At 64.2% G+C, this 24,105-nt stretch carries 18 protein-coding genes; 8 read left to right on the top strand and 10 right to left on the bottom strand.

The annotated features are described in order from the left end of the window. Position 1 precedes the first annotated feature (1 nt). A complete protein-coding gene (locus QX034_RS10450; RefSeq protein WP_315702649.1) occupies positions 2-1,249 on the bottom strand; it encodes a DUF763 domain-containing protein in 1,248 nt (415 codons plus the stop codon). 80 nt (positions 1,250-1,329) lie between these two features. Between QX034_RS10450 and putA the strand changes: the two genes are divergently transcribed. Next, positions 1,330-4,422: a bifunctional proline dehydrogenase/L-glutamate gamma-semialdehyde dehydrogenase PutA gene (gene putA, locus QX034_RS10445; RefSeq protein WP_315702650.1), complete on the top strand. Its 3,093-nt coding sequence runs from the start codon at positions 1,330-1,332 to the stop codon at positions 4,420-4,422. Between the two features lie 47 nt (positions 4,423-4,469). Here putA and QX034_RS10440 read toward each other — a convergent pair whose 3' ends face one another. From QX034_RS10440 to QX034_RS10430, 3 genes are all read right to left on the bottom strand, one after another. Next, complete coding sequence (locus QX034_RS10440; RefSeq protein ID WP_315702651.1) at positions 4,470-5,471, bottom strand: homoserine O-succinyltransferase; 1,002 nt, start codon at positions 5,469-5,471, stop codon at positions 4,470-4,472. A gap of 9 nt (positions 5,472-5,480) precedes the next feature. Next, a complete protein-coding gene (locus QX034_RS10435) occupies positions 5,481-6,785 on the bottom strand; it encodes an O-acetylhomoserine aminocarboxypropyltransferase/cysteine synthase family protein (protein WP_315702652.1) in 1,305 nt (434 codons plus the stop codon). Positions 6,786-6,957: 172 nt separating this feature from the next. After that, positions 6,958-7,908, bottom strand: a complete 951-nt coding sequence (locus QX034_RS10430; RefSeq protein ID WP_315702653.1) for an alpha/beta hydrolase — start codon at positions 7,906-7,908, stop codon at positions 6,958-6,960. 147 nt (positions 7,909-8,055) lie between these two features. On the opposite strand from QX034_RS10430, the gene QX034_RS10425 reads away from it, so the two are divergent. Next, the gene (locus QX034_RS10425; RefSeq protein ID WP_315702654.1) at positions 8,056-8,943 is read left to right on the top strand and encodes a branched-chain amino acid aminotransferase; all 888 of its coding nucleotides are present in this window, start codon (positions 8,056-8,058) and stop codon (positions 8,941-8,943) included. A gap of 2 nt (positions 8,944-8,945) precedes the next feature. Here QX034_RS10425 and QX034_RS10420 read toward each other — a convergent pair whose 3' ends face one another. The 3 genes from QX034_RS10420 to QX034_RS10410 are packed head-to-tail and all read right to left on the bottom strand — an operon-like array spanning position 8,946 to position 12,109. After that, the gene (locus QX034_RS10420) at positions 8,946-9,827 is read right to left on the bottom strand and encodes an acyl-CoA acyltransferase (protein WP_315702655.1); all 882 of its coding nucleotides are present in this window, start codon (positions 9,825-9,827) and stop codon (positions 8,946-8,948) included. Positions 9,828-9,875: 48 nt separating this feature from the next. Further along, the gene (locus QX034_RS10415) at positions 9,876-10,838 is read right to left on the bottom strand and encodes an amino acid--[acyl-carrier-protein] ligase (RefSeq protein ID WP_316195356.1); all 963 of its coding nucleotides are present in this window, start codon (positions 10,836-10,838) and stop codon (positions 9,876-9,878) included. Between the two features lie 44 nt (positions 10,839-10,882). Continuing rightward, positions 10,883-12,109: an acyl-CoA dehydrogenase family protein gene (locus QX034_RS10410; protein ID WP_409977710.1), complete on the bottom strand. Its 1,227-nt coding sequence runs from the start codon at positions 12,107-12,109 to the stop codon at positions 10,883-10,885. 335 nt (positions 12,110-12,444) lie between these two features. On the opposite strand from QX034_RS10410, the gene QX034_RS10405 reads away from it, so the two are divergent. The 3 genes from QX034_RS10405 (at position 12,445) to mtnA (ending at position 14,823) form a co-directional block, all read left to right on the top strand. Beyond that, positions 12,445-12,717 carry a phosphopantetheine-binding protein gene (locus QX034_RS10405; RefSeq protein WP_315702657.1) on the top strand — a complete coding sequence of 91 codons (273 nt, stop codon included), beginning with the start codon at positions 12,445-12,447 and terminating at the stop codon, positions 12,715-12,717. 102 nt (positions 12,718-12,819) lie between these two features. After that, a complete protein-coding gene (locus QX034_RS10400; RefSeq protein ID WP_315728183.1) occupies positions 12,820-13,701 on the top strand; it encodes an S-methyl-5'-thioadenosine phosphorylase in 882 nt (293 codons plus the stop codon). Positions 13,702-13,716: 15 nt separating this feature from the next. After that, positions 13,717-14,823, top strand: coding sequence for an S-methyl-5-thioribose-1-phosphate isomerase (gene mtnA / locus QX034_RS10395; RefSeq protein ID WP_315702659.1), 1,107 nt, complete (start codon positions 13,717-13,719; stop codon positions 14,821-14,823). A gap of 92 nt (positions 14,824-14,915) precedes the next feature. Here the strand turns inward: mtnA and QX034_RS10390 are convergent, their stop codons facing one another. Further along, the gene (locus tag QX034_RS10390) at positions 14,916-15,554 is read right to left on the bottom strand and encodes an HAD-IA family hydrolase (RefSeq protein WP_315728185.1); all 639 of its coding nucleotides are present in this window, start codon (positions 15,552-15,554) and stop codon (positions 14,916-14,918) included. A gap of 86 nt (positions 15,555-15,640) precedes the next feature. Here QX034_RS10390 and QX034_RS10385 point away from each other — a divergent pair, with 86 nt between their 5' ends. Continuing rightward, on the top strand, positions 15,641-16,408 hold the full coding sequence (locus QX034_RS10385) for a S1 family peptidase (protein WP_315728187.1): 768 nt from the start codon (positions 15,641-15,643) through the stop codon (positions 16,406-16,408). A gap of 112 nt (positions 16,409-16,520) precedes the next feature. After that, positions 16,521-18,023: an NAD(P)/FAD-dependent oxidoreductase gene (locus QX034_RS10380; RefSeq protein ID WP_315729987.1), complete on the top strand. Its 1,503-nt coding sequence runs from the start codon at positions 16,521-16,523 to the stop codon at positions 18,021-18,023. A gap of 209 nt (positions 18,024-18,232) precedes the next feature. Here QX034_RS10380 and QX034_RS10375 read toward each other — a convergent pair whose 3' ends face one another. Continuing rightward, positions 18,233-19,147: a response regulator transcription factor gene (locus QX034_RS10375; protein ID WP_315729988.1), complete on the bottom strand. Its 915-nt coding sequence runs from the start codon at positions 19,145-19,147 to the stop codon at positions 18,233-18,235. Continuing rightward, positions 19,137-22,508, bottom strand: a complete 3,372-nt coding sequence (locus tag QX034_RS10370; RefSeq protein WP_315702664.1) for an ATP-binding protein — start codon at positions 22,506-22,508, stop codon at positions 19,137-19,139. Before QX034_RS10370 ends, QX034_RS10375 begins: the two co-directional genes overlap by 11 nt. A gap of 183 nt (positions 22,509-22,691) precedes the next feature. On the opposite strand from QX034_RS10370, the gene urtA reads away from it, so the two are divergent. Next, positions 22,692-23,954 carry an urea ABC transporter substrate-binding protein gene (gene urtA, locus QX034_RS10365; protein ID WP_315702665.1) on the top strand — a complete coding sequence of 421 codons (1,263 nt, stop codon included), beginning with the start codon at positions 22,692-22,694 and terminating at the stop codon, positions 23,952-23,954. Positions 23,955-24,105: the final 151 nt, after the last annotated feature.

Below are 24,105 nucleotides of genomic sequence, written 5' to 3'. Positions count from 1 at the left end.
CTTAACGCAGCTTCTGCTTGGCGGCGGCGACAAGGTCGCGCTCCCAGCCGAATACGGAGCGGCCGTCCAGTTGGGGCGAGGCGGCGCGCTCGGTGGCGATGAAGGCGTCGAGGCTTGGGCCGGTCGCGGTGCGCTCCAGCCGGCGCGCCTGATCGTCGAGCCGCTTCAGCGCACCCAGCGTCTCGTCGCGGCCGAGCTTGGCGTTCGTGACCGCCGACTTCAGCACCCGGATGGTTTCGTCATAGACCTTGATCGGCACCGGATAGGGATGGCGGTCCTTGCCGCCATGGGCGAGCGAGAAGCGCGCCGGATCGGTGAAGCGATAGGGCGCGCCGTGCACGACTTCGGCGACCATGGCGAGCGAACGCACGGTGCGGGCGCCGACCCCGGGCGTCAGCAGCAGTTCGGGGAAATCCGCCGGCCCGCGCTCGGCGGCGGCGGCCAGCGTGCCGTGGAGGCGCCGCGCGAATACGTCCTTGGGGCGGACGTCGTGATGGGCGGGCATCACCAGATGCGGCAGCACGCCTTGCGCCGGCGGCGCTGCGTTCATCCGCTCGAATTCGCCGACGATGCGGTCGGGGCCGAGCTCGGCCAGCAGATCGAGCTGGGCGATGCGTGACGGTTCGGCGCGGTGATCGGTCAGGTTGACGATCTCGCCCTGGCTCGGCCCATCGATGGCGCTATGCGGGGCATCGACGAAGCTTCTCAGCGCCTCCGAATGCCAATGGTAGCGGCGGGCCTGGCGCTTGTCGCCGTTCATGCCCTGCTGCACGACGCACCATTTGCCGTCGGCGGCCAAGAAGAAGCCGTGCAGATAGAGATCGAAGCCGTCCTGCACCGCGGCGCTGTCGACCTTGGCGACCAGCCGGCTGGTGCGGACCAGATCCTCACCATCGAGGCCGAGCTGTTCGCTCCAGCCCGTCAGCTCGTCCGGCGTCTTGCGCGAATGCTCGCCCCGGCCGCCGCACACGTAAATGCCGAGCTCGCCTTGCAGCGGCTTCAGCCCGCGCTTCAACGCGCCGATCACGCTGGTGGTGATGCCCGATGAGTGCCAATCCATGCCCATCACGGCGCCGAACGACTGGAACCAGAACGGATGCGACAGCCGGGCCAGGAAGTCGTCGCGTCCGTAATGATGCACGATCGCCTGAGTGATGATGGCGCCGAGTGAGGCCATCCTTACGCCAAGCCAGGCGGGGACGCGCCCGGAGTGGAGCGGAAGGTCGGCGCTGCCGGTGCGTTTGGCCATCGTGTCCTTGCAAAAGGTTCCCGTCGTCTCAATGTATCAGAACAGACGCGCGCGTTCGCGACAAGATTTGAGCCGATGGAATGGACCCAGCGCCGATAACCGAACCGGTCTTTTCGCCGCCTTATGCGGAGGACGATGTCGCCATCGCCGAGCGCCTCCTGCGTACCCAGGATCGGTCGGACCTGCCGCGGGTGAAAGCCACCGCCCGCCGCCTGATCGAGGGCATCCGCACCAAGGCATCGCGGTTCGGCGGCATCGACGATTTCCTGCAGGAATACGCGCTCTCGACCGATGAGGGCCTGGCGCTGATGGTGCTCGCCGAGGCGCTGTTGCGGGTGCCGGGCGATGCGACCGCCGATCGGCTGATCGAGGACAAGCTCGGGCACGGCGACTTCCTGCATCACGAGGTGAAGTCGCACACGCCGCTGGTTGCAGCCTCCGCCTGGGCGCTGGGCCTTGCGGCCCGCGTGATCGCACCGGGCGACACGCCGGAAAGCGTGGTGGCCAATCTGGCGCGGCGATTGGGATTGCCGACCGTGCGCACCGCCGCGCGCCAGGCGATGCGGCTGCTCGGCAGCCATTTCGTGCTCGGCGAGACCATCGAGCAGGCGCTCGATCGCGCCAATTCAAGCAGCGGCCGCCTTTTCCGCTATTCTTTCGACATGCTGGGCGAGGGCGCCCGCACCGCCGCCGATGCCGAGCGTTATCGGCATTCTTATGCGGCGGCGATCGCGGCCATCGGGCAGGCGGCCGGCAATGCGAAACTGCCGGACCGGCCGGGCATTTCGGTGAAGCTGTCGGCACTGCATCCGCGTTATGAGGAGATGTCGCGCGAGCGCGTCTTGCGCGAGATCGTGCCTGTCGTGATCGAGCTCGCACGAGGGGCCAAGGCATACGACCTGAATTTCACCGTCGATGCCGAGGAGGCGGACCGGCTGGATCTATCCATGGCGGTGATCGTGCGCGTTGTCGCCGATCCGTCGCTCGCCGGCTGGGATGGCTTTGGGCTTGCCATCCAGGCCTATCAGAAGCGCGCCGAGAAGGTGATCGGCTTCATCGCCGGCCTCGCCGAAGGGCAGAGGCGGCGCTTCATGGTGCGGCTGGTCAAGGGCGCTTATTGGGACACCGAGATCAAGCGCGCGCAGGAGCGCGGGCTGGACGACTATCCGGTGTTCACCCGCAAGGCGATGACCGACCTGAACTATCTCGCCTGCGCGCGCCAGATGCTTGCCATGCGTGCGCGCATTTTTCCGCAATTCGCCACCCACAACGCGATGACGGTTGCGCATATTGTTCACGCCGCGGGCGACGGCGCGGGCTACGAATTCCAGCGGCTGCACGGCATGGGCGAGGCACTCTATGCGACGCTGCGCGAGCTGCACCCGGCCATCGCCTGCCGCACCTATGCGCCGGTCGGCAAGCATCGCGATCTCCTGGCCTATCTGGTGCGTCGGCTGCTCGAGAACGGCGCGAACTCGTCATTCGTTTCGGTTGCCGCCGATCCGAACATTCCGATCGACCAGCTCGTAGCCAGCGAGGCTGAGATCATCGGCAATGCGGGGGCCGCGCGGCATCCGACCATCCCGCGGCCACGCGATCTCTACGAGCCCGAGCGCCGAAACTCGCAAGGTGTGGAGCTCGGCCATCACGGCTCGCTCGCAGCCTTGCGGGCCGAAGTCGCGCGTGCGGGAGGAACGCCGGCAAACGCGGCGGCTATTATCGATGGACGGAGCGAGCCCGGCGCCCCGCGCATGGTCGCGAGCCCGTTCGATCCGGCGGTGGCCGCCGGGACGGTCGTGGAGGCTGACGCCGCGATTGCCGATCGCGCCGTCGCTGCGGCCGTGGTCGGCTTTGATGCATGGAGTCGGATTCCCGCTGGGCAGCGCGCTCAAGCGTTGCGGCAAGCCGCGGATCTGATCGAAGCGCGGCGCGCGCGGCTGATTCATTTGCTTGCGGTCGAAGCCGGTAAGACCCTCGATGATGCAATTGCGGAGGTCCGCGAGGCGGCCGATTTCTGCCGCTACTATGCGGCCGAAGGCGAGAAGCTGTTCAGCGTGGAGCTCGATCTGCCGGGGCCGACCGGCGAGGCGAATAGGCTGTCGCTGCGCCCCCGCGGCGTGTTCGTTGCGATCTCGCCGTGGAATTTTCCGCTCGCGATCTTCATCGGCCAGATCGCTGCGGCGCTGATGGCGGCCAATACAATCGTTGCCAAGCCGGCCGAGCAGACACCGCTGATCGCAGCCGAAGCCGTGCAGATCATGCACGCGGCCGGCATCGCGCCCACCGCGCTGCAACTGGTTCCGGGCGATGGCACGATCGGCGCGCAGCTGGTCGCGCATCCGGCGATAGCGGGCGTCGTGTTCACCGGCTCCTATGAAACCGCGCGTGCGATCAATATCGCCCTCGCTTATCGTGAGGGACCGATCCTGCCGCTGATCGCGGAGACCGGCGGCATCAATGCGATGCTGGTCGATTCCACCGCGCTGCCCGAGCAGGTCGCCGATGACGTGCTGACCTCGGCGTTTCGTTCTGCCGGGCAGCGCTGCTCGGCGCTGCGGCTGCTCTGCCTGCAGGATGACGTCGCCGATGTCGTTATCGAGATGATCATAGGCGCGGCGCGCGAGCTTGCGATCGGCGATCCCCGCGATGTCGCGACCCACATCGGCCCGGTGATCGATGCCGAGGCCAAGGCGCGGCTCGAGGAGCACATCGCGCGCATGAAGGCGACGGCGCGGGTGCATTATGCAGGCGTGGCGCCGTCGCGCGGCTCGTTCGTCGCGCCGCATGTGTTCGAGCTGCGTCGTGTCGAGGACCTGGGCAAGGAAGTGTTCGGGCCGGTGCTGCACGTCGTCCGCTATCGCGCCGACCAACTGGATCAGGTGCTGGAAGCGATCAAGCGGTCGGGCTATGGCCTGACTTTCGGCTTGCATTCGCGCATCGGCGAGATGATCGAGAAAGTGTCGCAGCTACCGATCGGCAACGTCTACGTCAATCGCAACATGATCGGTGCTGTGGTCGGCGTACAGCCGTTCGGGGGCTGTGGCCTGTCGGGCACCGGGCCGAAGGCCGGCGGCCCGCATTATCTGGCGCGCTTTGCCACTGAGCAGACACTGACCATCAACACGGCGGCGGCGGGCGGCAATGCGGCGCTGGCCTCGCTCGGTGATCGCTGATGTGGATGTCCGAGCAGGTGTGGAGTGTTCCTGAGAGGCGGACTGCCTCACGGCCCCGCTGTCGATGCGGACTGGACGAGGAGATCGATCCAGTTCTTCAGGAGCAGTGTCGCGGCCGTTCCGGCGGCAAGGTCAGTGCGCAGCTTCAGCCCCGGCAGCTCTGCGGCGAGGGTGGGGTCGCGCCTCGCCCGTGCCCGGAATTCGAAGCGCCTCAGCACCTCCTCCGTCGCCGTATCGAAATAGGATGCGGGAATGTTCGGGTAGTCGTCGCGCTCCCCCGAAAGATAGCGCGCGATGTCGCGCATATATTCCCGCTGCAGCGACAGCGCATCGTATTCAGGATGGCCTTGGAAGAAAATGAAGCGGCTCGGCATGTCGCGCACGAAAACGTCGACGCCGACCTGGTCCGATCGCGTCAGGACCCGATAGCCGCAATGCACGAGATCCTGCTCGTCCACCGCGTTGAGGCGAGAATGCGAGACCTTGAGCGCCGACCGTATATTCTGCGTCATCTGGTCTTCGGCCACCTTGGCGCAGTCATAGACGCCCGAACACTTGGCGCCGAGCGGCCGCCGCGCGATGCCGTCGAGATGCAGCACGGCGGCATGGGCGGCGAGGCAGGACCAGATGGTCGAGCGCGTATTTGTCTTCGCCCAATCGACGACCGCCGCAAGCTCCTGCCAATAAGGCTCCTCACGCAGGTCGTCCGCGATCGGTTCCGCGCCGGTCACGATGAGCCCATCCATCTGCGCTCCATCGAGATCGGCGATGTCGGCATAGGTGCCTGCGATATGCGTCTGCGCGGCCGGGGAGCGGGCAATCGAGGGCAAGGCGAAGCAGCGGAACCGGATTCGCACGCGTGGCGGGGCGGCGGTCTCGAGCAGCCGCACAAACTGCCGCTCGGTCGCCTTCAACGCGCCGTCCGGCATGTTGTTGATCAGCCCGATCGTCAGTTCGACCGGCTCGCCTGAACGCCCGTCGCCATCGGCGCTGGCAGGCGCAGCTGTGGAGCCTGCGATCGAGCGGTGCCGGTCGAACAGCAGCGTCATGGCCTTGCGCTATTCAGCCGCCGCCGGTCGGGCCTGTTGTGAAGCCGCTTGGCCCAGCGCCTGGTCGAGGTCCTCGATGATGTCGCTGATGTGCTCGATGCCGATCGACAGCCGGATGGTTTCCGGCAACACGCCGGCTTTGCGCTGCTCCTCAGCCGACATCTGCCGGTGCGTGGTCGACGCCGGGTGGCACGCCAGCGACTTGGCATCGCCGATATTGACGAGGCGTGTAATCAGTTTCAACGAGTCGTAGAAGACCTTGCCCGCTTCGAGGCCGCCCTTGATGCCGAACGTGAACAGCGACGATGCCCTGCCGCCGAGATATTTCTGCACGAGCGGATAATAGGGACTATCCGGGAATCCCGCGTAGTTCACCCACGCGACGCGCGGATCGTCACGCAGGAATTCGGCGACTTTCTGCGCATTCTCGACATGGCGCTCCATCCGCAGCGCCACCGTCTCGATGCCCTGCAGCAGCAGGAAGGCGTTGAACGGCGACAGCACCGCGCCCATCGTGCGCTGATAGACGCTGCGCGCCCGCTGGATGAAGGCGCTTCTGCCGAAATGATCGGTGTAAACCAGCCCATGATAGGACGCGTCGGGTTGGCTGAAGGCGGGAAAGCGGTCGGCGTGCTGCTTCCAGGGGAAATTGCCGCTGTCGACGAGCATGCCGCCGAGGGTGGTGCCGTGGCCGCCCAGAAATTTGGTCAATGAATGAACGGCGATATCGGCGCCGTAATCGAACGGCTTCAGAAGGATCGGCGTCGCCACGGTGTTGTCGACGATCAACGGCACGCCGTTGCGGTGAGCGACCCTGGCGAGGGCCTCGATGTCGCAGACATTGCCGGCCGGATTGCCGATCGTCTCCGCAAACACCGCCTTGGTATTTTCATCAATGAGCCGTTCGATCGCATCGGGCTGATCGCTTTCCGCGAAACGTCCGACGATGCCCTGGCGCGGCAGAATGTGGCCCAGCAGCGTGTGCGTGGTGCCATAGAGCTGAGGCACGGAGACGATGTTGCCACCATGGTCGGCAAGGTTGACGAAGGCAAAATGCAGCGCCGCCTGGCCGGTCCCGACGGCGAGTGCGCCGACGCCGCCTTCCAGTTCGCTGACGCGCTTCTCGAGCACCGCTGTGGTCGGATTGGAGATCCGGCTGTAGCGATACCCCTCGGCTTCGAGATTGAACAGCGCGGCGCCATGGTCGGCGCTATCGAAGGCGTAGGCCGCGGTCTGGTAGATCGGAACGGCAACCGCCTTGGTGGTCGGGTCGGCCTCGTAGCCGGCGTGAATGGCAATGGTCTCGCTGCGCATCGTCGAACTCCGCTTCGCGCGTTGCATAGGCCGCCGAGATGCAATCCGCGCTTCTTGCCTTGGTAGAGGCGAGGAGTGAAGCGGACAATAATTCGCGACAACAACGACAAAATAACCCTAACAAACTCCAGCGCGGCGCCACGTTCGCCGAGGGACTCCCGCCGAAACCTAATCAATTCATCGGCGGTATTCCCTGCAGCTGCCTGACCTGCTCTCCGAGTTGGGTCAGCGCAGCCTGTGCCTGCGGCAGCAGTGCGCCCATCGCATGGAAATTGTGGACCATACCGTCATGGCACACATGCGCGACGGCAACGCCCGCAGACGTCAGCCGCTGCGCATAGGCATTGCCTTCGTCGCGCATCGGGTCGAACTCGGCGGTGTGGATGATCGCCGGCGGCAGGCCGGCAACGTCAGCGGCGCGCAGCGGCGATATCCTGGGATCGGCAAGATCTGCGCCAGCCGGCAGGTAATCCGAAAGATCGGATTGCAGGGTTGTCCGGTCGATCAGATAGCCTTCGGCGAAGGCGGCGCGCGAGGCTGACGCGCCGGCGAAGTCGAGCACAGGGCAGATCAGACACTGCGCCGCAATGGAGACAGCCGCGGTTTGTCGCGCCTGCTGGCAGACGACAGCGGCAAGCGCGGCGCCAGCGGAATCGCCCCCGACCACCAAGCGGCGGGCATCGATTCCGAGCGAAGCAGCGTTGCGCCAGATGAACGCGGTGGCGGCGATCGCATCCTCGATGGCCGCAGGGAATTTGTGTTCGGGAGCCAGGCGATAGTCGATCGAAATCAACCGGCAGCCGATTGCAAGCGCGAGCGCCGCAGAGAACCGGTGATGGGTCTCGATGCTGCCTGCCACCATGCCGCCGCCATGAAAGAAGACGAAGCCGGGAAGGGGCTCATCCACCCGATCGGCCGGCGTATAGAGCCGATAGCAAAGCTGGCTGACGGGACCTGGCAGTGTGCCGTCTACCGTGGTCACGCGGTCGAGATCGGCGCGTGCGAACTGCATCAGCTTGGCCAGCGACTGCCTGCGCTCGTCAGCCGATGTCCGCTGCCGCGTGGCGGGGGAGCCAGCAGCCATCATTGTGAGCAGGCGCTGAGCACGGGGATCGAGAGGCATGGCGGATCCGGTGAAGAAGAGTCCGCATCCATTCTGCCGGTCAACCGTGAATCGATCGTGAGCCACGCAGGCTAGACAAGCAAATCGTTAAAACATTCGCGCGAGAAGTGATGGAAAGCGCGTCAAACCTCTTTGCGAGGAGCCATCATGAGCCACATCGTCAAGCCGGTCAGCTATTCGCAAACCTGGACCTTCTTTGAAGGAGAATGGCACGAGGGCAATGCCCCGATCATGGGCGTGCGGACGCACGCGACGTGGCTTGCCTCCACCGTGTTCGACGGTGCGCGGGCCTTCGAAGGCGTGACGCCGGATATCGATCGCCATTGCGCCCGGGTCAATCAGTCCGCAACCAATTTCCGGCTCAAGCCGGTGATCGATGTCGAAAGCTGGATCGGGCTCGCGCGCGAAGGTATCGCCCGGTTCAGCCCCAATGCCGAACTGTATATCAGGCCGATGTATTGGGCACAGCACGGCGCCGGCGGTGGTGTGCTGTTCGATCCCGAGACCACCAATTGGTGTCTCTGCATCTATGAGGCGCCGATGCCGCAGCCGACCGGTAACGCCATCACGCTCTCACCTTTCCGCCGCCCGACGTCCGAATGCGCGCCGGTTGACGCCAAGGCGGCGTGCCTGTATCCGAACAATTCACGGGCGCTGCTAGATGCCGCCTCTCGGGGCTTCAACAATTGTCTGATGCTGGATCTGCTCGGCAACGTCGCGGAGTTCGGCAACGCCAACGTGTTCATGGTCAAGGACGGCGTGGTGTATACGCCTGCGCCAAACGGCACGTTCCTCAACGGCATCACCCGGCAGCGGATCATCGAGCTGTTGCGCAGCGACGGTGTGGCTGTGGTCGAGACGACGCTGCGCTATGAGGACTTTCTCCAGGCCGATGAGATCTTCTCGGCCGGCAATTTCGCCAAAGTGGCTCCTGTGATCCGGATCGACGACCGGAGCCTTTCGATCGGGCCGATCTACAGCCGGGCGCGCAAGCTGTACTGGGACCACGCGCATGGAACGAAGCTTGCTGCGTAGGGTCACGGCCCATACACGACCAGTTCGGTATCGCTGAGGTCGCCCAACCGCGGGCGACGTGGTCCCTTGAAATATTTCCGGCCGCGCCGCTCGGTGTAGAGGCCGACCAATCCGAGCAGGGGACCATTGGCATCGATCAGGACCGCGATCTTTGCGCGCTTGGCCAGGAACCGGCCGATGGCACCGGCACAGGCCGCGTAGTCAGCGACATCGCGACAATAAACCAGCTGCATGGCCGGCAGAGGAATCAAGCCGCGGCGCATCCTGGCCGGCTGCAACACGAACGGAATCGTGCCGCGCTCGGAGCGAACCACTATGCTCAGGCACCGGTATCGCGCGTGCCGGAGCAGAAGTGCCGCCTCATCGGCGGGCAGGCCGTCAATCATGGCGGAATCGCTGCTCACGATCTCGACGCGCGCCCCTCGTCCCGTGGGCGACAAGGCCGGGACCGAAAGGAAAAGCCCTTTGCAATAGGCGCGAAAGCCCTGCGCCTCGATGATCGGCCAGGTCGTGCGCGCGGCGCTGATATTGACGTAGCTGACGTGACCAAGCCGCTGTGCGATCTTGGTCAGCATCGGCGCATAGTTGCGGAACGCAGGCGCGACGTACCAGCTCGACAGGTTGCACCAGATTTGCGGCTGCGCCTGGGATTTGCGTTCGGAGTAGATCAAGAGCAGCGCGCCGACCGGCGTGCCGTCGTGGTCCAGCATATAGCCGAAGCGCGGATAGCCCGCCGGGATCTCACGCGCAGCCTGGCGATGCAGGCCCTCCAGCCAGTAGCTGCGCCGTCGTCCGGAGAAGCCCCGCGTGAGCAGATCCGCGACCGCTTCGAGATCGGCCGGCGTGATCTCCCGGCAGCGGATCGTGGGTTTCAGCGAACTCATCTGGCGGCCGCGCCAACGACTGTATTGCGAGCATTGCGTCGGCGAATGTCAGTCCGTACTCGTCGTCTGCGGCTCCAGACCTAACATCTCGCGGATGTCAGACGGCCACCGGCTGAGGTCGGTGCCGTGAATGTGGAACATCGCAACCGCCAGACGGTCCATTCCGAACGCCACACAGCCTGTATGCGCGGGCTCGCCGTTTGCATCCGAAATACCCCAGGTCGTGCCGAAATGATCACGATGGTAGTTGAAGCTCATACAGGCGGTCGGCTGCGCTTCGGAGCGCAGCGGCACCAGCAGTTCGAATTTCAGCGATTGCTGCTTCTGGCTCACCGCCTTCATCTGGCCGACACGGCCGAAGAAGGGATCGCTGGCCTGATCGACTTGGAAGGGCAGGCCGAGATCGCGGGCGATCGCCTGCGCGCGGACCATCCAGCGCTCGCGGAAGCCGGAGACATCGTCGGGAGTGCCGATGCAGACATATTCGCGCATTCGGAACGACTGCAGCCGGTCGAGGTGCCGCGACGGCTCGCGGCGGAAGCAGTCGGCTGCGACATCGAAGCGAAGGCCGTTCTCGGGGAGCGGGCCGCGGCTCGCAGCGATCGGATAGACCGGATAGCAAGCGGCCGGCGAGAGCACGAGGTCGGCCGGCGACAACGACGTGGTCCAGTCGCCGCCTGCCTCGAAGCGGCTGACGGCGGCATTGATGTCGCGCTCGGTGCCGTGCAGGCCGCAGACGCAACCGAGCAGATTGGGAAAGCTCTTGAGGTAGCCGGATTTCTCCAATTGCGCGCGGCTCATCACCGGCGGGAAGCGCATCACCTCGGTGCCGGGTTCGCGGTGGCGTGTGATCAGTGCGGCCAGACGTTCGACCACATCCTCATAGAGCGCAGTCCGCGCATAGACGCCATCAGCGCCCATCCGGTGGAACAGCTTATCGGCGAGGTGATCCAACGGATCAGCCGGCTGCGGCGTAACTTCTGGCGATTGCCGCAGGACAGGGATGGTCATCTTAAAAGGTCCTAATGCAAAGATCGGGCTTGAAATGGGAATCGTCAGTCGTGCAGCGAGGTGGGAATGGCGCTCATCAGGCTCGATGTCGCGACGTTGGCGAGGATGCGGTCGTTGTTGATCATGATCGGTGCAGACAGCACGTCACGCAGGTGGCGCCCGATCGTGAATTCGCCGTCATTGCGATAGCCGGACAGGCCGCAGGCGCGCATTGCCCGCATCACGGTCTCGACCGCGAGTTCGGAGGTCTCGACCTTGAGCAGGGTGATCGAGGACTGGAAGTCCAGTGAGGTCAGTGCGCGCTCGTCATGTTCGCGGGCCATGAAGGCATCCATATTGGTCGCGATCAACGCGCGCAGCTTGGCAAGCGACATCCTGGCGGCGGTGAAATGCGCTACGGCGGGCGGCGTCTGGCCGCCGGCGCTGCGTGCCGCCTTGCGGATGAAGCGTTGGGCGCGCTGGACGGCAGCGGCCGCGACTCCGGCCCAGGCCGAAGACCAGGTCAAATGCGCGAACGGCGTCATGGTCTGGGTGTGAATGCGGTCATAAGGTTCGGCGAACATGCGATCCGCGGGGCAATGCACCTTCAGTTCGAAGCCGGTCGAGCAGGTGCCGCGCATGCCGAGCGTTTCCCAGCCGAGTGTCGACTTCAGCGAATAATCGTCCCGGGTCAGGGCCAGCAGCACCTGGTCGGATGCGGCAGCATCATCGGCGCGCCGCGCAATCGTGACCAGTCCGTCGGCTTCCGCGCCGTAGGAGATTACCGTGGCGTCGCGGAGCAGGCTAATCTCGTCGCCGCTGCGGCTGATCGCAGCGGCGCTGGCGCGGATGTTGCCGCCATTCTGGCCCTCGGTGGTCGAGGACGCCAGCAGGAGCTGTTCGGAGGCGACACGCCGCATCAGGGCTTCCATGTAAGGGCTGCCACGGCCGTGCCGAACCAGGCACGCCACCTTGGTCTGATGCATCGCGAAGATCATTGCGGTGGAAGCGCAGGCGCGGCCGAGCGTGTAGCAGACCTCGGCGATATCCTGCACCGAAGCGCCGAAGCCGCCGAACTCGACCGGGATCTGCATTCCCAGGAGCTTCTGCTGGCGCGCGGCATCGATCGCAGCCTTGGGAAAGCGCCCCTGCCGATCGACCTCGTCCGCTTCCGCCGCGGCCTGTGCGGCAACCGCCGACATCCGTTGCAGGAACAACGAGCCGCGATCGTGCAACAGATGTCCGCCGTCACTCGGCGTGGGGTGATGAAGTGCGGTATCCTGGACGTTCATGACCCGATCTGGCCTCCGATTGCCGGCACTGGAGCTCAGCGCCGGCATCCGCGGGGACGCCAAGCCGATACTCGGACCGCTCATTGTTGCTCGTCAGCGTATGGATTTGATTCAAATACGTCGACGAAATTCAGGGTAAACACGATCTAATCCGGGCGCGGCGGTTAACTTCCGGTTCTTTCGCTTCGGCAAATTGTCACCAAGATGTTAGCCTTAAGATCAAATGCGAGAGAAAGCCGCCACGCGCGCGGCTGATTTTACAACATGGTCGCGTTATTTTCGGGTGGGCATACCGCGATAGATTTTCGGAAATTGTGAGAGTTGAGAGGGCGTATATGCAAGGGGCGGAAACCGATGTTCGCAGCAGGATCGTGGCGTTGGTGCGCGGGATTCTCGCGCAGAACTCCATTTCGGCCGAACTCTCCCCCGAAGTGCTGCTGGTCGACGCCGGGCTCACCTCGATGGACATGGTCAACCTGATGCTTGCGGTCGAGGCCGAGTTCGACTTCACCATTCCGCAAGAGCAGATCACGCCGGAGAACTTCCAGTCGATCGCAACTTTGGAGCGGCTGGTCTCAGGCCAGTTGCAGGCCGCCACCGCTGTCTGATGCGCTCACGAGGGTCACATCTTCGGGTGGACCTCTCGCCGCCGGTTCTCAAATCCGATCAAAGCTGGCATAGCTTATCCCCGGACGTGAGATGGGGTGAGCATGACAAAGTCAGTTCTCGGCATTATCGGCGGGTCCGGGATTTATGATCTCCCGGGACTTGAGAATGCACGTGACGAGGTGATCGCCAGCCCTTGGGGCGAGCCCTCTGCGCCGTTGCGCCGAGGCGTGATCGCCGGCCTGCCGATCGTCTTCCTGCCGCGCCATGACAAGGGCCATCGGCTCTCGCCCTCGGACATTAATTATCGGGCCAACATCGACGTCCTGAAGCGGGCCGGCGTGACCGATCTGGTGTCGCTGTCGGCGTGCGGATCGTTCAAGGAGGATCTGCCGCCCGGCACATTCGTGCTGGTGGATCAGTTCGTCGATCGGACCTACAAGCGCGAGAGCTCCTTCTTCGGCAAGGGCTGCGTCGCCCATGTGTCGATGGCGCATCCGGTGTCGCCGCGATTGCGCATCCATCTGGCCGCAGCGGCGGAAGCGGAAGGCATTCCGATCGGGCGCGGCGGCACCTATGTCTGCATGGAAGGTCCACAATTCTCGACCTATGCCGAGAGCATGACCTACAAGCAGCTTGGCTATTCCGTGATCGGCATGACCAACATGCCGGAGGCGAAGCTCGCGCGCGAAGCCGAGATCTGCTACGCGACCGTGGCGATGGTCACGGATTTCGACTGCTGGCATCCGGACCACGACGCAGTGACCGTGCAGGACATCATCCGCGTATTGACGACGAATGCGGAGAAGGCCAAGGCTCTCGTTGCCCGGCTCGCGCAGGAATTCCCGCGCGAACATGAGGCCTGTCCGATCGGCTCGGACCGGGCGCTCGATGCGGCGCTGATCACGGCGCCGGAGGCCCGCGATCCTGAACTGCTCAAGAAGCTCGATGCAGTGGCAGGACGGGTGTTGCGGAGCCAGCCCTGAGAGGAGGACGCGCGGATGAAGGTCGACGGCAGGCATTACCGCAGTATCTGGCTCGACGCCGACGGCTGGTCGGTCGCCGCCATCGACCAGCGCCGGCTGCCGCATGAATTCGTCGTTGCTAAGCTGACCACCTGCGAGGAAGCCGCGGAGGCGATCCGCACGATGCTGGTGCGTGGGGCGCCGCTGATCGGCGCTACGGCCGCCTTCGGCATGGCGCTCGCCATGCGTGACGACCGCTCCGACCAGGCGATCGACCGTGCCTACCAGATGCTGCTGGCGACGCGGCCGACCGCGATCAACCTGAAATGGGCGCTCGACACCATGGCCGCGATGCTGCGCCGGCTGGCGCCGTCGGAGCGGCAAGGCGCCGCCTATTCCCGTGCTGTCGATATCGCCGGCGAGGATGTCGTCATCAATCAGGGCATCGCGCAGCACGGCTTGGAGGTGATCGAGGCGATTGCCGCGCAAAAGAAGCCGGGCGAGCCGGTCAATGTACTGACCCACTGCAATGCCGGCTGGCTCGCGACCGTGGACTGGGGTACGGCGACCGCCCCCATCTACCTCGCTGCTGATCGTGGCATTCCGATCCATGTCTGGGTCGACGAGACCAGGCCACGTAACCAGGGCGCCTCGCTGACCGCGTGGGAGCTCGGCCATCATGGCGTCGCGCACACCGTCATTCCGGATAATACCGGCGGGCACCTGATGCAGCACGGCATGGTCGATCTTGTGATCGTCGGCACCGACCGCGTTGCCGCCAATGGCGACGTCTGCAACAAGATCGGCACTTATCTGAAAGCGCTGGCGGCGCACGACAACGGCGTGCCGTTCTATGTCGCGCTGCCGTCGCCGACCATCGACTTCGCGGTGGCCGACGGCCGGCAGATCCCGATCGAGCAGCGCAGCGCCAGCGAGGTGACCGATATGACCGGCCGAACCGCCGACGGGCGGATCGAGACCGTGCGCATCGTGCCGCCGGGATCGCCCGTGGCGAATTACGGTTTCGACGTGACGCCGGCGCGGCTGGTGACCGGCCTCATCACCGAGCGCGGCGTGCTGAATGCGGATAGCGCCTCGCTCGCGGCCGCGTTTCCGGAGCGGGCGAAGCAGAGCAACTATTAACCCTTCGTCGTTGCGAGGCGCGCATGCGCCGACGCAATCCAGCCTCTTTGTGTGACGCTGGATTGCTTTGGTTCGCTCACAATAACGCAGGACTAGCTCAGCTTCATCCCCGTTGCGGTCTCGAGCTCTGCGATCGCCTGAGCCGCGCTCGTAACCTTGATCGTGGTCATCCCCATCTCGCGAGCGGGCTTCAGATTGACGCCGAGATCGTCGAGATAGACGCAGCGTTCGGGACGAACCCCGAGCGCCTCGGTCATCATCTGGTAGATGCGCGGATCGGGTTTGCGCAGCCCGATCTTGGCGGACTCGATCACATGGTCGAACAGCGCCATCACCTCGGCGACATAGAGCGAGCGCCCGGCCTGGCTGCCGATCGCATTGGCCGGCAGATTGTTGGTGATACAGCCGGTCTTGAACTGCTCGCCGATGCGCATCAGCGCCTCGACCATGTCCGGGCGCAGGTCGCCCGCAAGCAGCGGCAGCACCTCCCTGCCGCGCACCGCGGCGCCGCCGAGCGCGAGCGATTCCTCCGCGAACAGGCGGTCGAAGGCGTCGAGATCGATCTCGGCGCGTTCGAATTTCGCCCAGGCGTTTTCCAGGTGATTGGCGGCGTTGGTGTTGCGGATGATGTCGGCAGGATAGCCGCATTCCTGTTCGAACCGGGCGAACGCCTCAAAGGGCGAAGTCGTCAGCACCCCGCCAAAATCAAAAATCACCGCCTCGACCATCATTTCCTCGCCGATTGTCCTGCAGCGACATCGCTAGCACGCAGCGTACTGCTTGGCGATATCGGCGCCAGACGCTATGGCTGAATACGATGAAGCTCGTCCTCAGAAGCGCAGCCGTCTTGCTGCTCAGTATCTCGCCCGCCGTTGCCATCGTCGGCGGCGCGCCGTCTTCGAACGATGCCGTCGGCCGTTCAGTCGTGACCATCGTCGGCTCGCGCGGCAATTTCTGCAGCGGAACGCTGATCGCGCCGAAGCTGGTGCTGACGGCCGGACATTGCGTACAGCCCGGTGCCGACTACCGCATCGTGGAATATGATCGCGAGCGCAAGCCGCAGCTCAAGATGGTCCGACGCGTCGCGGTGCATCCCGCCTTCAACATCCAATCGATTCTGGCGCATCGTGCGACCGCCGATGTTGCGCTGTTGGAGCTCGATGTACCGGCCAGGGATCGCTCGCCCGCGATGCTCGGCGTCCCGCAGCTGCCGCTCGATGCCGGCAATGCCTTTGCCATCGCAGGCATCGGCGTCACGATCAGAGGCGACGGCAAGAGCGGCGGCGTGGTTCGAACGGCGTCCCTCGTCGCCACGGGCAAACCCGGTAGCTTGCAGATCAGGCTGGTCGATCCGGTGACACAAGGTACGAAGCCCGGACTCGGCGCCTGCACCGGAGATTCCGGCGGACCCGCGTTCGAGCAGCAGCAAGCGGGGCCTGCCGTGATCGGCGTCATTTCCTGGTCCACCGGCCCAAACGTCACCGACGGCTGTGGCGGACTGACCGGCGTGACGCCGCTGACATTATACCGGGACTGGATCATGCAGACCGCGCGGCAATGGGGCATGCCGCTCGACGGAAATTGATGCGGATCGAATAGTCGGACCGTGCGCGGTGATCAGTTGACCGAACGCGCAATCGGGTCCAGCCTGAAGGCTGAGGAAACCAAGCCAAAAATCAAGCTCAAGGCGAATAAGAATGAATGTCATCGCGCCCATGCGGGAGGCGTCGGCGTCTCACGCCACCGAACATTTCGAGGTGCTGATCGTCGGAGCTGGTATCTCCGGTATCGGCAGCGCCTATCACCTGACCAGACAGTTGCCTGAGACCAGCTTCGTCATTCTCGAGAGCCAGGAGAGTTTCGGCGGAACTTGGCGCACGCATCGCTATCCCGGCATTCGCTCGGACAGCGATCTGCACACCTTCGGCTACAGCTTCAAGCCGTGGGTAGGGCCGCCGATCGCGACGGCCCAGGAAATCATGAACTACATGGGCGAGGTCATCCAGGAGAACGATCTCGGCCCGCACATCCGATACGGGCACAGGATCGTCTCGGCGAGTTGGTCGAGCGCGAGCAATCTATGGACGATCGAAGCGGTGAAGGGGACTGACGAAACGCCGGTGCGCTTCACCGCCAATTTCCTCTGGATGTGCCAAGGCTATTACCGCCATTCGGAAGGCTACACACCGGAATGGCCTGACATGGCCAAGTTCAAGGGCCGCATCGTGCATCCGCAGCGATGGCCTGAAGACATCGAACTCGAAGGCAAGCGGGTGGTCGTGATCGGCTCCGGCGCGACCGCGGCAACGATCCTGCCGGCCATCGCCGGCCAATGCGCCCACGTCACCATGCTGCAGCGATCGCCGACCTATTTCCGGATCGGCCGCAATGCGATCGAGCTCGCCGAGGAGCTGCGCCGGCTCCAGGTCAAGGAGGAATGGATCCACGAGATCGTGCGGCGCAAGATCCTGTTCGAGCAGGACTGGTTCACCAAGCGCTGCATCGCCGAGCCGGAGCAGGTGAAGAAGGAGCTGGTCGGTCAGATCGCAGCGATCCTCGGTCCCGAATACGCGGCCAAGCATTTCACGCCGAGCTACCGGCCGTGGCGGCAGCGCATTGCCTTCGTTCCCGATGCCGACCTGTTCGAAGGCATCAAGAGCGGCAAGGCCTCTGTCGTGACCGACGAGATCGAACGTTTCACCGAGAGCGGCATCAAGCTCAAGTCCGGCGACGAGCTGCACGCCGACATCGTCATCACCGCGACCGGATTCAACCTGTGCATGCTCGGCGACATTGCCTTCACTATCGACGGCAAGCCGCTCGATTTTGCGGATACCGTGACCTATCGCGGCATGATGTTCACGGGCGTGCCGAACATGGCCTGGGTGTTCGGCTATTTCCGGGCCAGCTGGACCTTGCGCACGGACCTGGTGGCGGACTTCGTCTGCCGGCTGCTCAAGCACATGAAGGGGATGGGCGTTCGCAAGGTGGTGCCGGCGCTGCGCTCCGAGGACCACAACATGCCGCTCTTGCCCTGGATCGATCCGGAGAACTTCAACCCTGGCTACATGATGCGCAACATGCATCTGTTGCCCAAGCGTGGCGACAAGCCGGAATGGCAGCACAGCCAGGATTACTGGGCCGAGAAGGACGAGATTCCTGCGACCGATCTCGACGACAAGGCGTTCGTGTATGGTTAATCTCGTCGAGTGGCATTCTTCAGCTGCGCCAAATGCCGCCGTCATCCCCGCGAAAGCGGAGATCCATTACCACCGGCGAATGTTGTTGCGCGAAGACTGCAACGACCGATCTTAGCTTACAGCTGCGTCACGCGGTATGGGTCCCGGGTCTGCGCTTCGCTTGCCCGGGACGACAGCGTCGCTTGTCGTGCCGCCCATACATAACAACTTCAGGTCTCCCGCCGTGCCACGCTGGTCGCGATCGCTGCCGCCGCGGTGCGGTTCTCGACACCGAGCTTGGCGTAGATCTGCTCAAGGTGCTTGTCGACCGTGCGCGGACTAAGTCCCAGGATTTGCGCGATGTCGCGGTTGGTCTTGCCCTTGGACAGCCAGGACAAGACCTCGCCCTCGCGGGTGGTCAGGCCGAACTCGCTGGAGAACTCGGCCGGCATCGCGCTGGTCGATTCCTTGGAGAGCCTGAGCAGGAACTCGTTGGCGCCGGCGCTGCCCATGTAATGGAGCTTGAGTTCCGGGCGAGCCGGAATCGAAGCCGCAGCCTTGCCTACGGCCTTGCCCTTTTGCGCCTGATCGAGCCATTGGCGCAATGAGTCCGGCAACACCAGCGTATCATTCGTGCCAAAACTGTCGTTCAGAAGCTTCTGCGCCTGAGGGGTCGACCACATCAGCCGGCCGTCTCGGTCGACGGCGAGCAGGAATCGTCCGGAGACGTCGAGCGCGGCGCGCGCGCTCTGTGTCATGCGCGCATTCGCGAGGTGCACGCGGATGCGCGCCAGCATCTCCTGGACCACGATCGGCTTGGTGACGTAGTCGACGCCGCCGGCGTCAAGTCCCTTCACGATATGCTCGGTGTCGGCGAGCCCCGTCATGAAGATCACTGGCACGTTGCTCAAGCCTGCGTCGCGCTTGAGCTTGCGGCAGGTCTCGAACCCGTCCATGCCCGGCATGACGGCGTCGAGCAGGATGATGTCGGGCGTGATCTGGTCGACGATGCGCATCGCCCCCGCGCCGTCGAGCGCCACCATCACGGTCATGCCCATGCCGTCGAGCGCGTCGGTCAACAACCGCAGGGTCTCCGGCGAGTCGTCGACCACGAGCGCGACGTCGCGTTTTCTGTCAATGCTCATAGGCGTGCAGGGTCTTCAGGGTTGCCATATACTGATCGAGGTCGAAACGGTCGACCAGGGCGCGCATCTGCATCACGAAATCGGCGTGCTCCGGGTGCTCGGTGCCGATCTCGTCGAGCTTGATCTGGATGGCCCGGATATAGCCGATCTGGCCGAGCCCGATCAGCTCTTCGAGATATTTCAGCGGTGGCCGCGATCCCGTTTCGGGCCGCCAATGCGGGACGGCAATTGCGTCGGTCTCATAGCTCCATTCGAGCTTGAGCAACTGCCGGACCGTTTCCAACAGGCGCGGGATATCGATCGGTTTCATCAGATAGCTGTCGTGGAACGGCTGCGCCAGCGGCCGGCCGTGCGCCTCCAGCGCGCTCGCCGAGGTCATCAGGATGCGGGCATGATGATGGCCGCTGTTGCGCAGGGTCTCGGCGACGGTCCAGCCGTCCATGCCGGGCATCGAGATGTCGAGGATGAAGAGATCGGGCTGGCAGTGCTGGGCAAGCGCAAGACACGCCGGGCCATCGGGCGCGCTGAGCAGGATGAAGCCGAGCGGCGTCAGCACCTCGCGCAGGAGATCGCGATGCACGGGATCGTCGTCGGTCACGAGGATGGTTTTCCGAGGTCCCTGATAGCCGGAGACGGGCGCCTTGACCGGCGCGTGCCGCGTCGGGTTGGTGACTTCCGACAGCAGGATCTTGACCCGGAAGGTGCTGCCGATGCCCACTTGGCTCGTGACTTTGATGTCGCCGCCCATCACGCCGGCCAGGAGTCGGCTGATCGTGAGCCCGAGTCCGGTGCCGGTATGCGGCTGGGAGGCGCCGAGCGCACCGCGCTCGAACGGCGCAAAGATTCGCTCGAGGTCGTCCGGCTGGATGCCGGGGCCGGTGTCGATCACCTCGAATTCCGCGACGGGACTGCGATAGTGAACGACGAACTGCACGCTGCCGGTTTGCGTGAATTTGATCGCGTTCGACAGCAGGTTGATCAGGATCTGCCGCAGCCGCTTTTCGTCGGCATAGACCACGACAGGCAGCACGGCAGGTCGCTTGAACACGAAATCGATGCCCTTGGCGGAGGCCTGCAGCCGGAACATGCCGACCAGCTGGTCGAGGAATTCGCTCAGGCGCACCTCGTCTCGCGAGAGGTAAAGCCGGCCGGCCTCGATCTTGGAGATATCGAGAATGCCGTCGATCAGGCCGGAAAGATGGTCGGCGCTACGCCTGACCACGCGCACCTGATCGCGGGGCTTGGGCGGCAGGCTGGCGTCTTGCTCGAGAAGCTGCGCGTAGCCGGAGATCGCATTGAGCGGCGAGCGCAGCTCGTGGCTCAGCCCGACCACGTAGCGGCTCTTGGCGAGATTGGCGGATTCGGCCACCTCCTTGGCGCGCTGCAGCTCGGCATCGGTGCGCTTATGGGCCTCGATCTCCGCGATCAGGAGCTGGGTCTGCCGTCGCGTCTCGGCTTCCGCGGCACGGCGGCTTTGCTGTGCCAGCACGAACAGCCACGTGACGACGCCGATGATGATGGAGAGCGCGAAGAAGACCTTCCACAGGACGTCCGAGATGACCTGCCTGTCTGCCGGCTGCGCGGCGGAGGTCTCCAGATAGATCATGCCGAGCGTGAGCGCGACGAGGCCGGCCGAAGTCACGAACACGCCGAGATAATGGCCGAGCTGCGAATTGATCCGCACCAGGATCCGTTCCGGCAGCATGCCGCCGAGTGCGGCCGCGAGCTGAGCCTGCACGCGCGCGTGCGGCTTGCACAGGTCGTGGCAGCGCGCATCGAGCGAGCAGCATAGCGAACAGATCGGGCCGGCATAGGCGGGGCAGGAGGTGGTGTCCTCCGGCTCGAAATGGTGCTCGCAGATGCAGCACTGGATCCGCTCGATGGTCTGCCAGCTTCGTTTCGGCTTGCGGGCCAGATAATACTTGCCGTCGGTGAGATAGGCGATCGCGGGAGCCGTTATCAGCGCAACCCCAAGCGCAACGAAGGTCGACAGCGCCTTTGCGGTCGGACCGAACAGGCCGTAGAAGGCGCAGATCGAGACGATGGTTGCGATCGTCATCGCCCCGACACCGACCGGATTGATATCGTAGAGGTGCGCGCGCTTGAATTCCATATGCTGCGGTCGCAAGCCGAGCGGGCGGTTGATGACGAGATCGGCCACCAGTGCGCCGACCCAGGAGATCGCGATGTTGGAGTAGAGCGCCAGCGTCTGTTCGAGCGCCTTGTAGACGCCGATCTCCATCAGGAGCAGCGCCACCACGACATTGAACACCAGCCACACGACGCGACCGGGATGGCTGTGGGTCAGGCGCGAGAAGAAGTTCGACCAGGCGATCGAACCGGCATAGGCGTTGGTGACGTTGATCTTGATCTGGGACAGAATCACGAAGGTGCCGGTCAAGGCCAGCGCGAGGTCAGGCTGAGCCAGCACGTAGCGAAAGGCTTCGAGATACATATGAGCCGGCTCGGCGGCCCGCTCGGCCGGCACGCCGTGACTGAGTGCAAAGAACGCCAGGAACGATCCAGCCAGCAGCTTGAGAGCACCAAGCACGATCCAGCCAGGGCCGGCCGACAGCAGGGCGATCCACCACGACCGCTTCGATGTGCGCTGGTCGCGCGGCAGGAAGCGCAGGAAGTCGACCTGCTCGCCGATCTGCGCGACCAGCGAGAACACCACGGCGGCTGCGGTGCCGAACAACGCCAGATCGAGATGACCGGCGGGATCGCCGTGCTCGCCCGGGAACTGTTGCCAGTCGGCGAACGAATGCGGGCTCGCATAGGCGATGGCGGCAAAGGGCAGGATGTGCAGCACCACCCAGAGCGGCTGCGTCCAGAGCTGGAAGCGGCTGATCAGCGTGATTCCATATGTTACCAGCGGGATGATCACGACGGCGCTGATCAGATAGCCGATCGGCCGCGGAATGCCGAAGCACATGTCCAGCGCCGAAGCCAGGATCACCGCCTCGATCGCGAAGAAGATGAAGGTGAAGCTCGCGTAGATCAGCGAGGTGACCGTCGAGCCGATATAGCCGAAGCCGGCGCCGCGGGTCAGCAGGTCGATGTCGATGCCGCATTTGGCGGCTTGGTACGCGATCGGCAGCCCGCAACAGAAGATGATGATGCTCGCCACCAGGATCGCCGCGGTCGCATTGGTCACGCCGTAGTTCAACGTGATCGTGCCGCCGATCGCCTCCAGTGCCAGAAACGAGATCGCGCCCAGCGCCGTGTTGGCGACGCGAGCGGCGGACCAACGCCGCGCGCTCTTGGCCGTGAACCGAAGCGCGTAATCCTCCAACGTCTGGTTGGCGACCCACTGATTATATTGGCGCCTGACGCGGTCTATCCGCTGCCGCCCTGCCACTCCCTAAACTCCTGAACCGTAGCGGTCCTTGCCCAAGTCCGTCCCGCCCCTCGTGATCGCTGCGCAGAGCCTACGTCGCGCTTTTGCGGTGCAGTATACGCAATCTTGCGTATCCGTGCAGTGCACGAACCGCGCCATTCTTCGTCCGACCCGAGAGTCATCGAACCGAAAAATGGGGTGGTCATGTCAGACGATATCGAACGAGGCCTGAAATCGCCGCTGCGGCGCCAATTGCTGATGGGAATGGCGGCAATCCCGGCCCTTACCATGCTGCCGCGGCCGTCATTGGCCGACGTGCCTGCAACTTCCGCGGTGAATACGACCGGGCTCGCAGTCACTGATAGCGAGGTGACCGTCGGCATCCTCCATTCGGTTACGGGCACGATGGCGATCTCCGAGACCGGTTCGGTGGAAGCCGAGAAGCTCGCGATCGAGCAGATCAACGCGCAAGGCGGCGTGCTCGGCCGCAAGATCAAGTTCATCCAGGAGGACGGCGCCAGCGACTGGCCGACCTTCGCCGAGAAAGCCAAGAAGCTGCTCGTGAACGACAAATGCGCGTCCGTGTTCGGCTGCTGGACCTCGGCGTCGCGCAAGGCGGTGCTGCCGGTATTCGAGCAGTATAACGGCATGCTCTATTACCCGACCTTCTACGAAGGCCTCGAGCAGTCCAAGAACGTCATCTACACCGGCCAGGAAGCGACGCAGCAGATCATCGCCGGCCTCGATTGGGTCAACAAGACCAAGGGCGCCAAGACGTTCTATCTGCTGGGCTCCGACTACATCTGGCCGCGCACCTCGAACAAGATCGCGCGCAAGCACATCGAGAACCATCTGCAGGGTTGCAAGGTCGTCGGCGAGGAATATTTCCCGCTCGGCCACACGCAATTCAACTCGGTCATCAACAAGATCAAGCTGACCAAGCCGGACGTGATCTATGCGATCATCGTCGGTGGTTCCAACGTCGCCTTCTACAAGCAGCTCAAGGCGGCCGGCATCGACATGTCGAAGCAGACCTTGCTGACCATCTCCGTCACTGAGGACGAGATCGACGGTATCGGCGGCGAGAACATCGCGGGCGCCTATGCCTGCATGAAGTACTTCCAGTCGCTCGACAATCCGAACAACAAGGCGTTCGTTGCCGCGTTCAAGAAGATGTGGGGCGAAAAGACCGTGATCGGCGACGTGACCCAGGCCGCCTATCTCGGACCCTGGCTGTGGAAGTTGACGGTGGAGAAGGCCGGCAGCTTCGATATCGACAAGATCGCGGCCGCCTCGCCCGGCGTCGAATTCAAGGGCGCGCCAGAGGGCTATGTCCGGATCCACGAGAACCACCATCTGTGGTCGAAGACCCGTGTCGGCCGCGCCAAGGCGGACGGTCAGTACGAGCTGATCTACGAGACCGCCGATCTGGTCGAGCCCGATCCGTTCCCGAAGGGCTATCAGTAAGGCGCTCTCAAACGGCGCACGGTAACGCGACGTTGTTGCGCCGACGCAGCCGCGCTCCCTCCCCCTTGCGGGGGAGGGTTGGGGAGGGGGGTACCCAGCAAAGACTGCGATTGGGGACCCCCACCCCCGACCCCTCCCCGCAAGGGGGAGG

It is taken from the genome of Bradyrhizobium sp. SZCCHNR3119 (genome assembly GCF_032487775.1).
Classification (GTDB): Bacteria; Pseudomonadota; Alphaproteobacteria; order Rhizobiales; family Xanthobacteraceae; genus Bradyrhizobium.
This window is presented reverse-complemented; position numbering and strand designations above follow the sequence as displayed.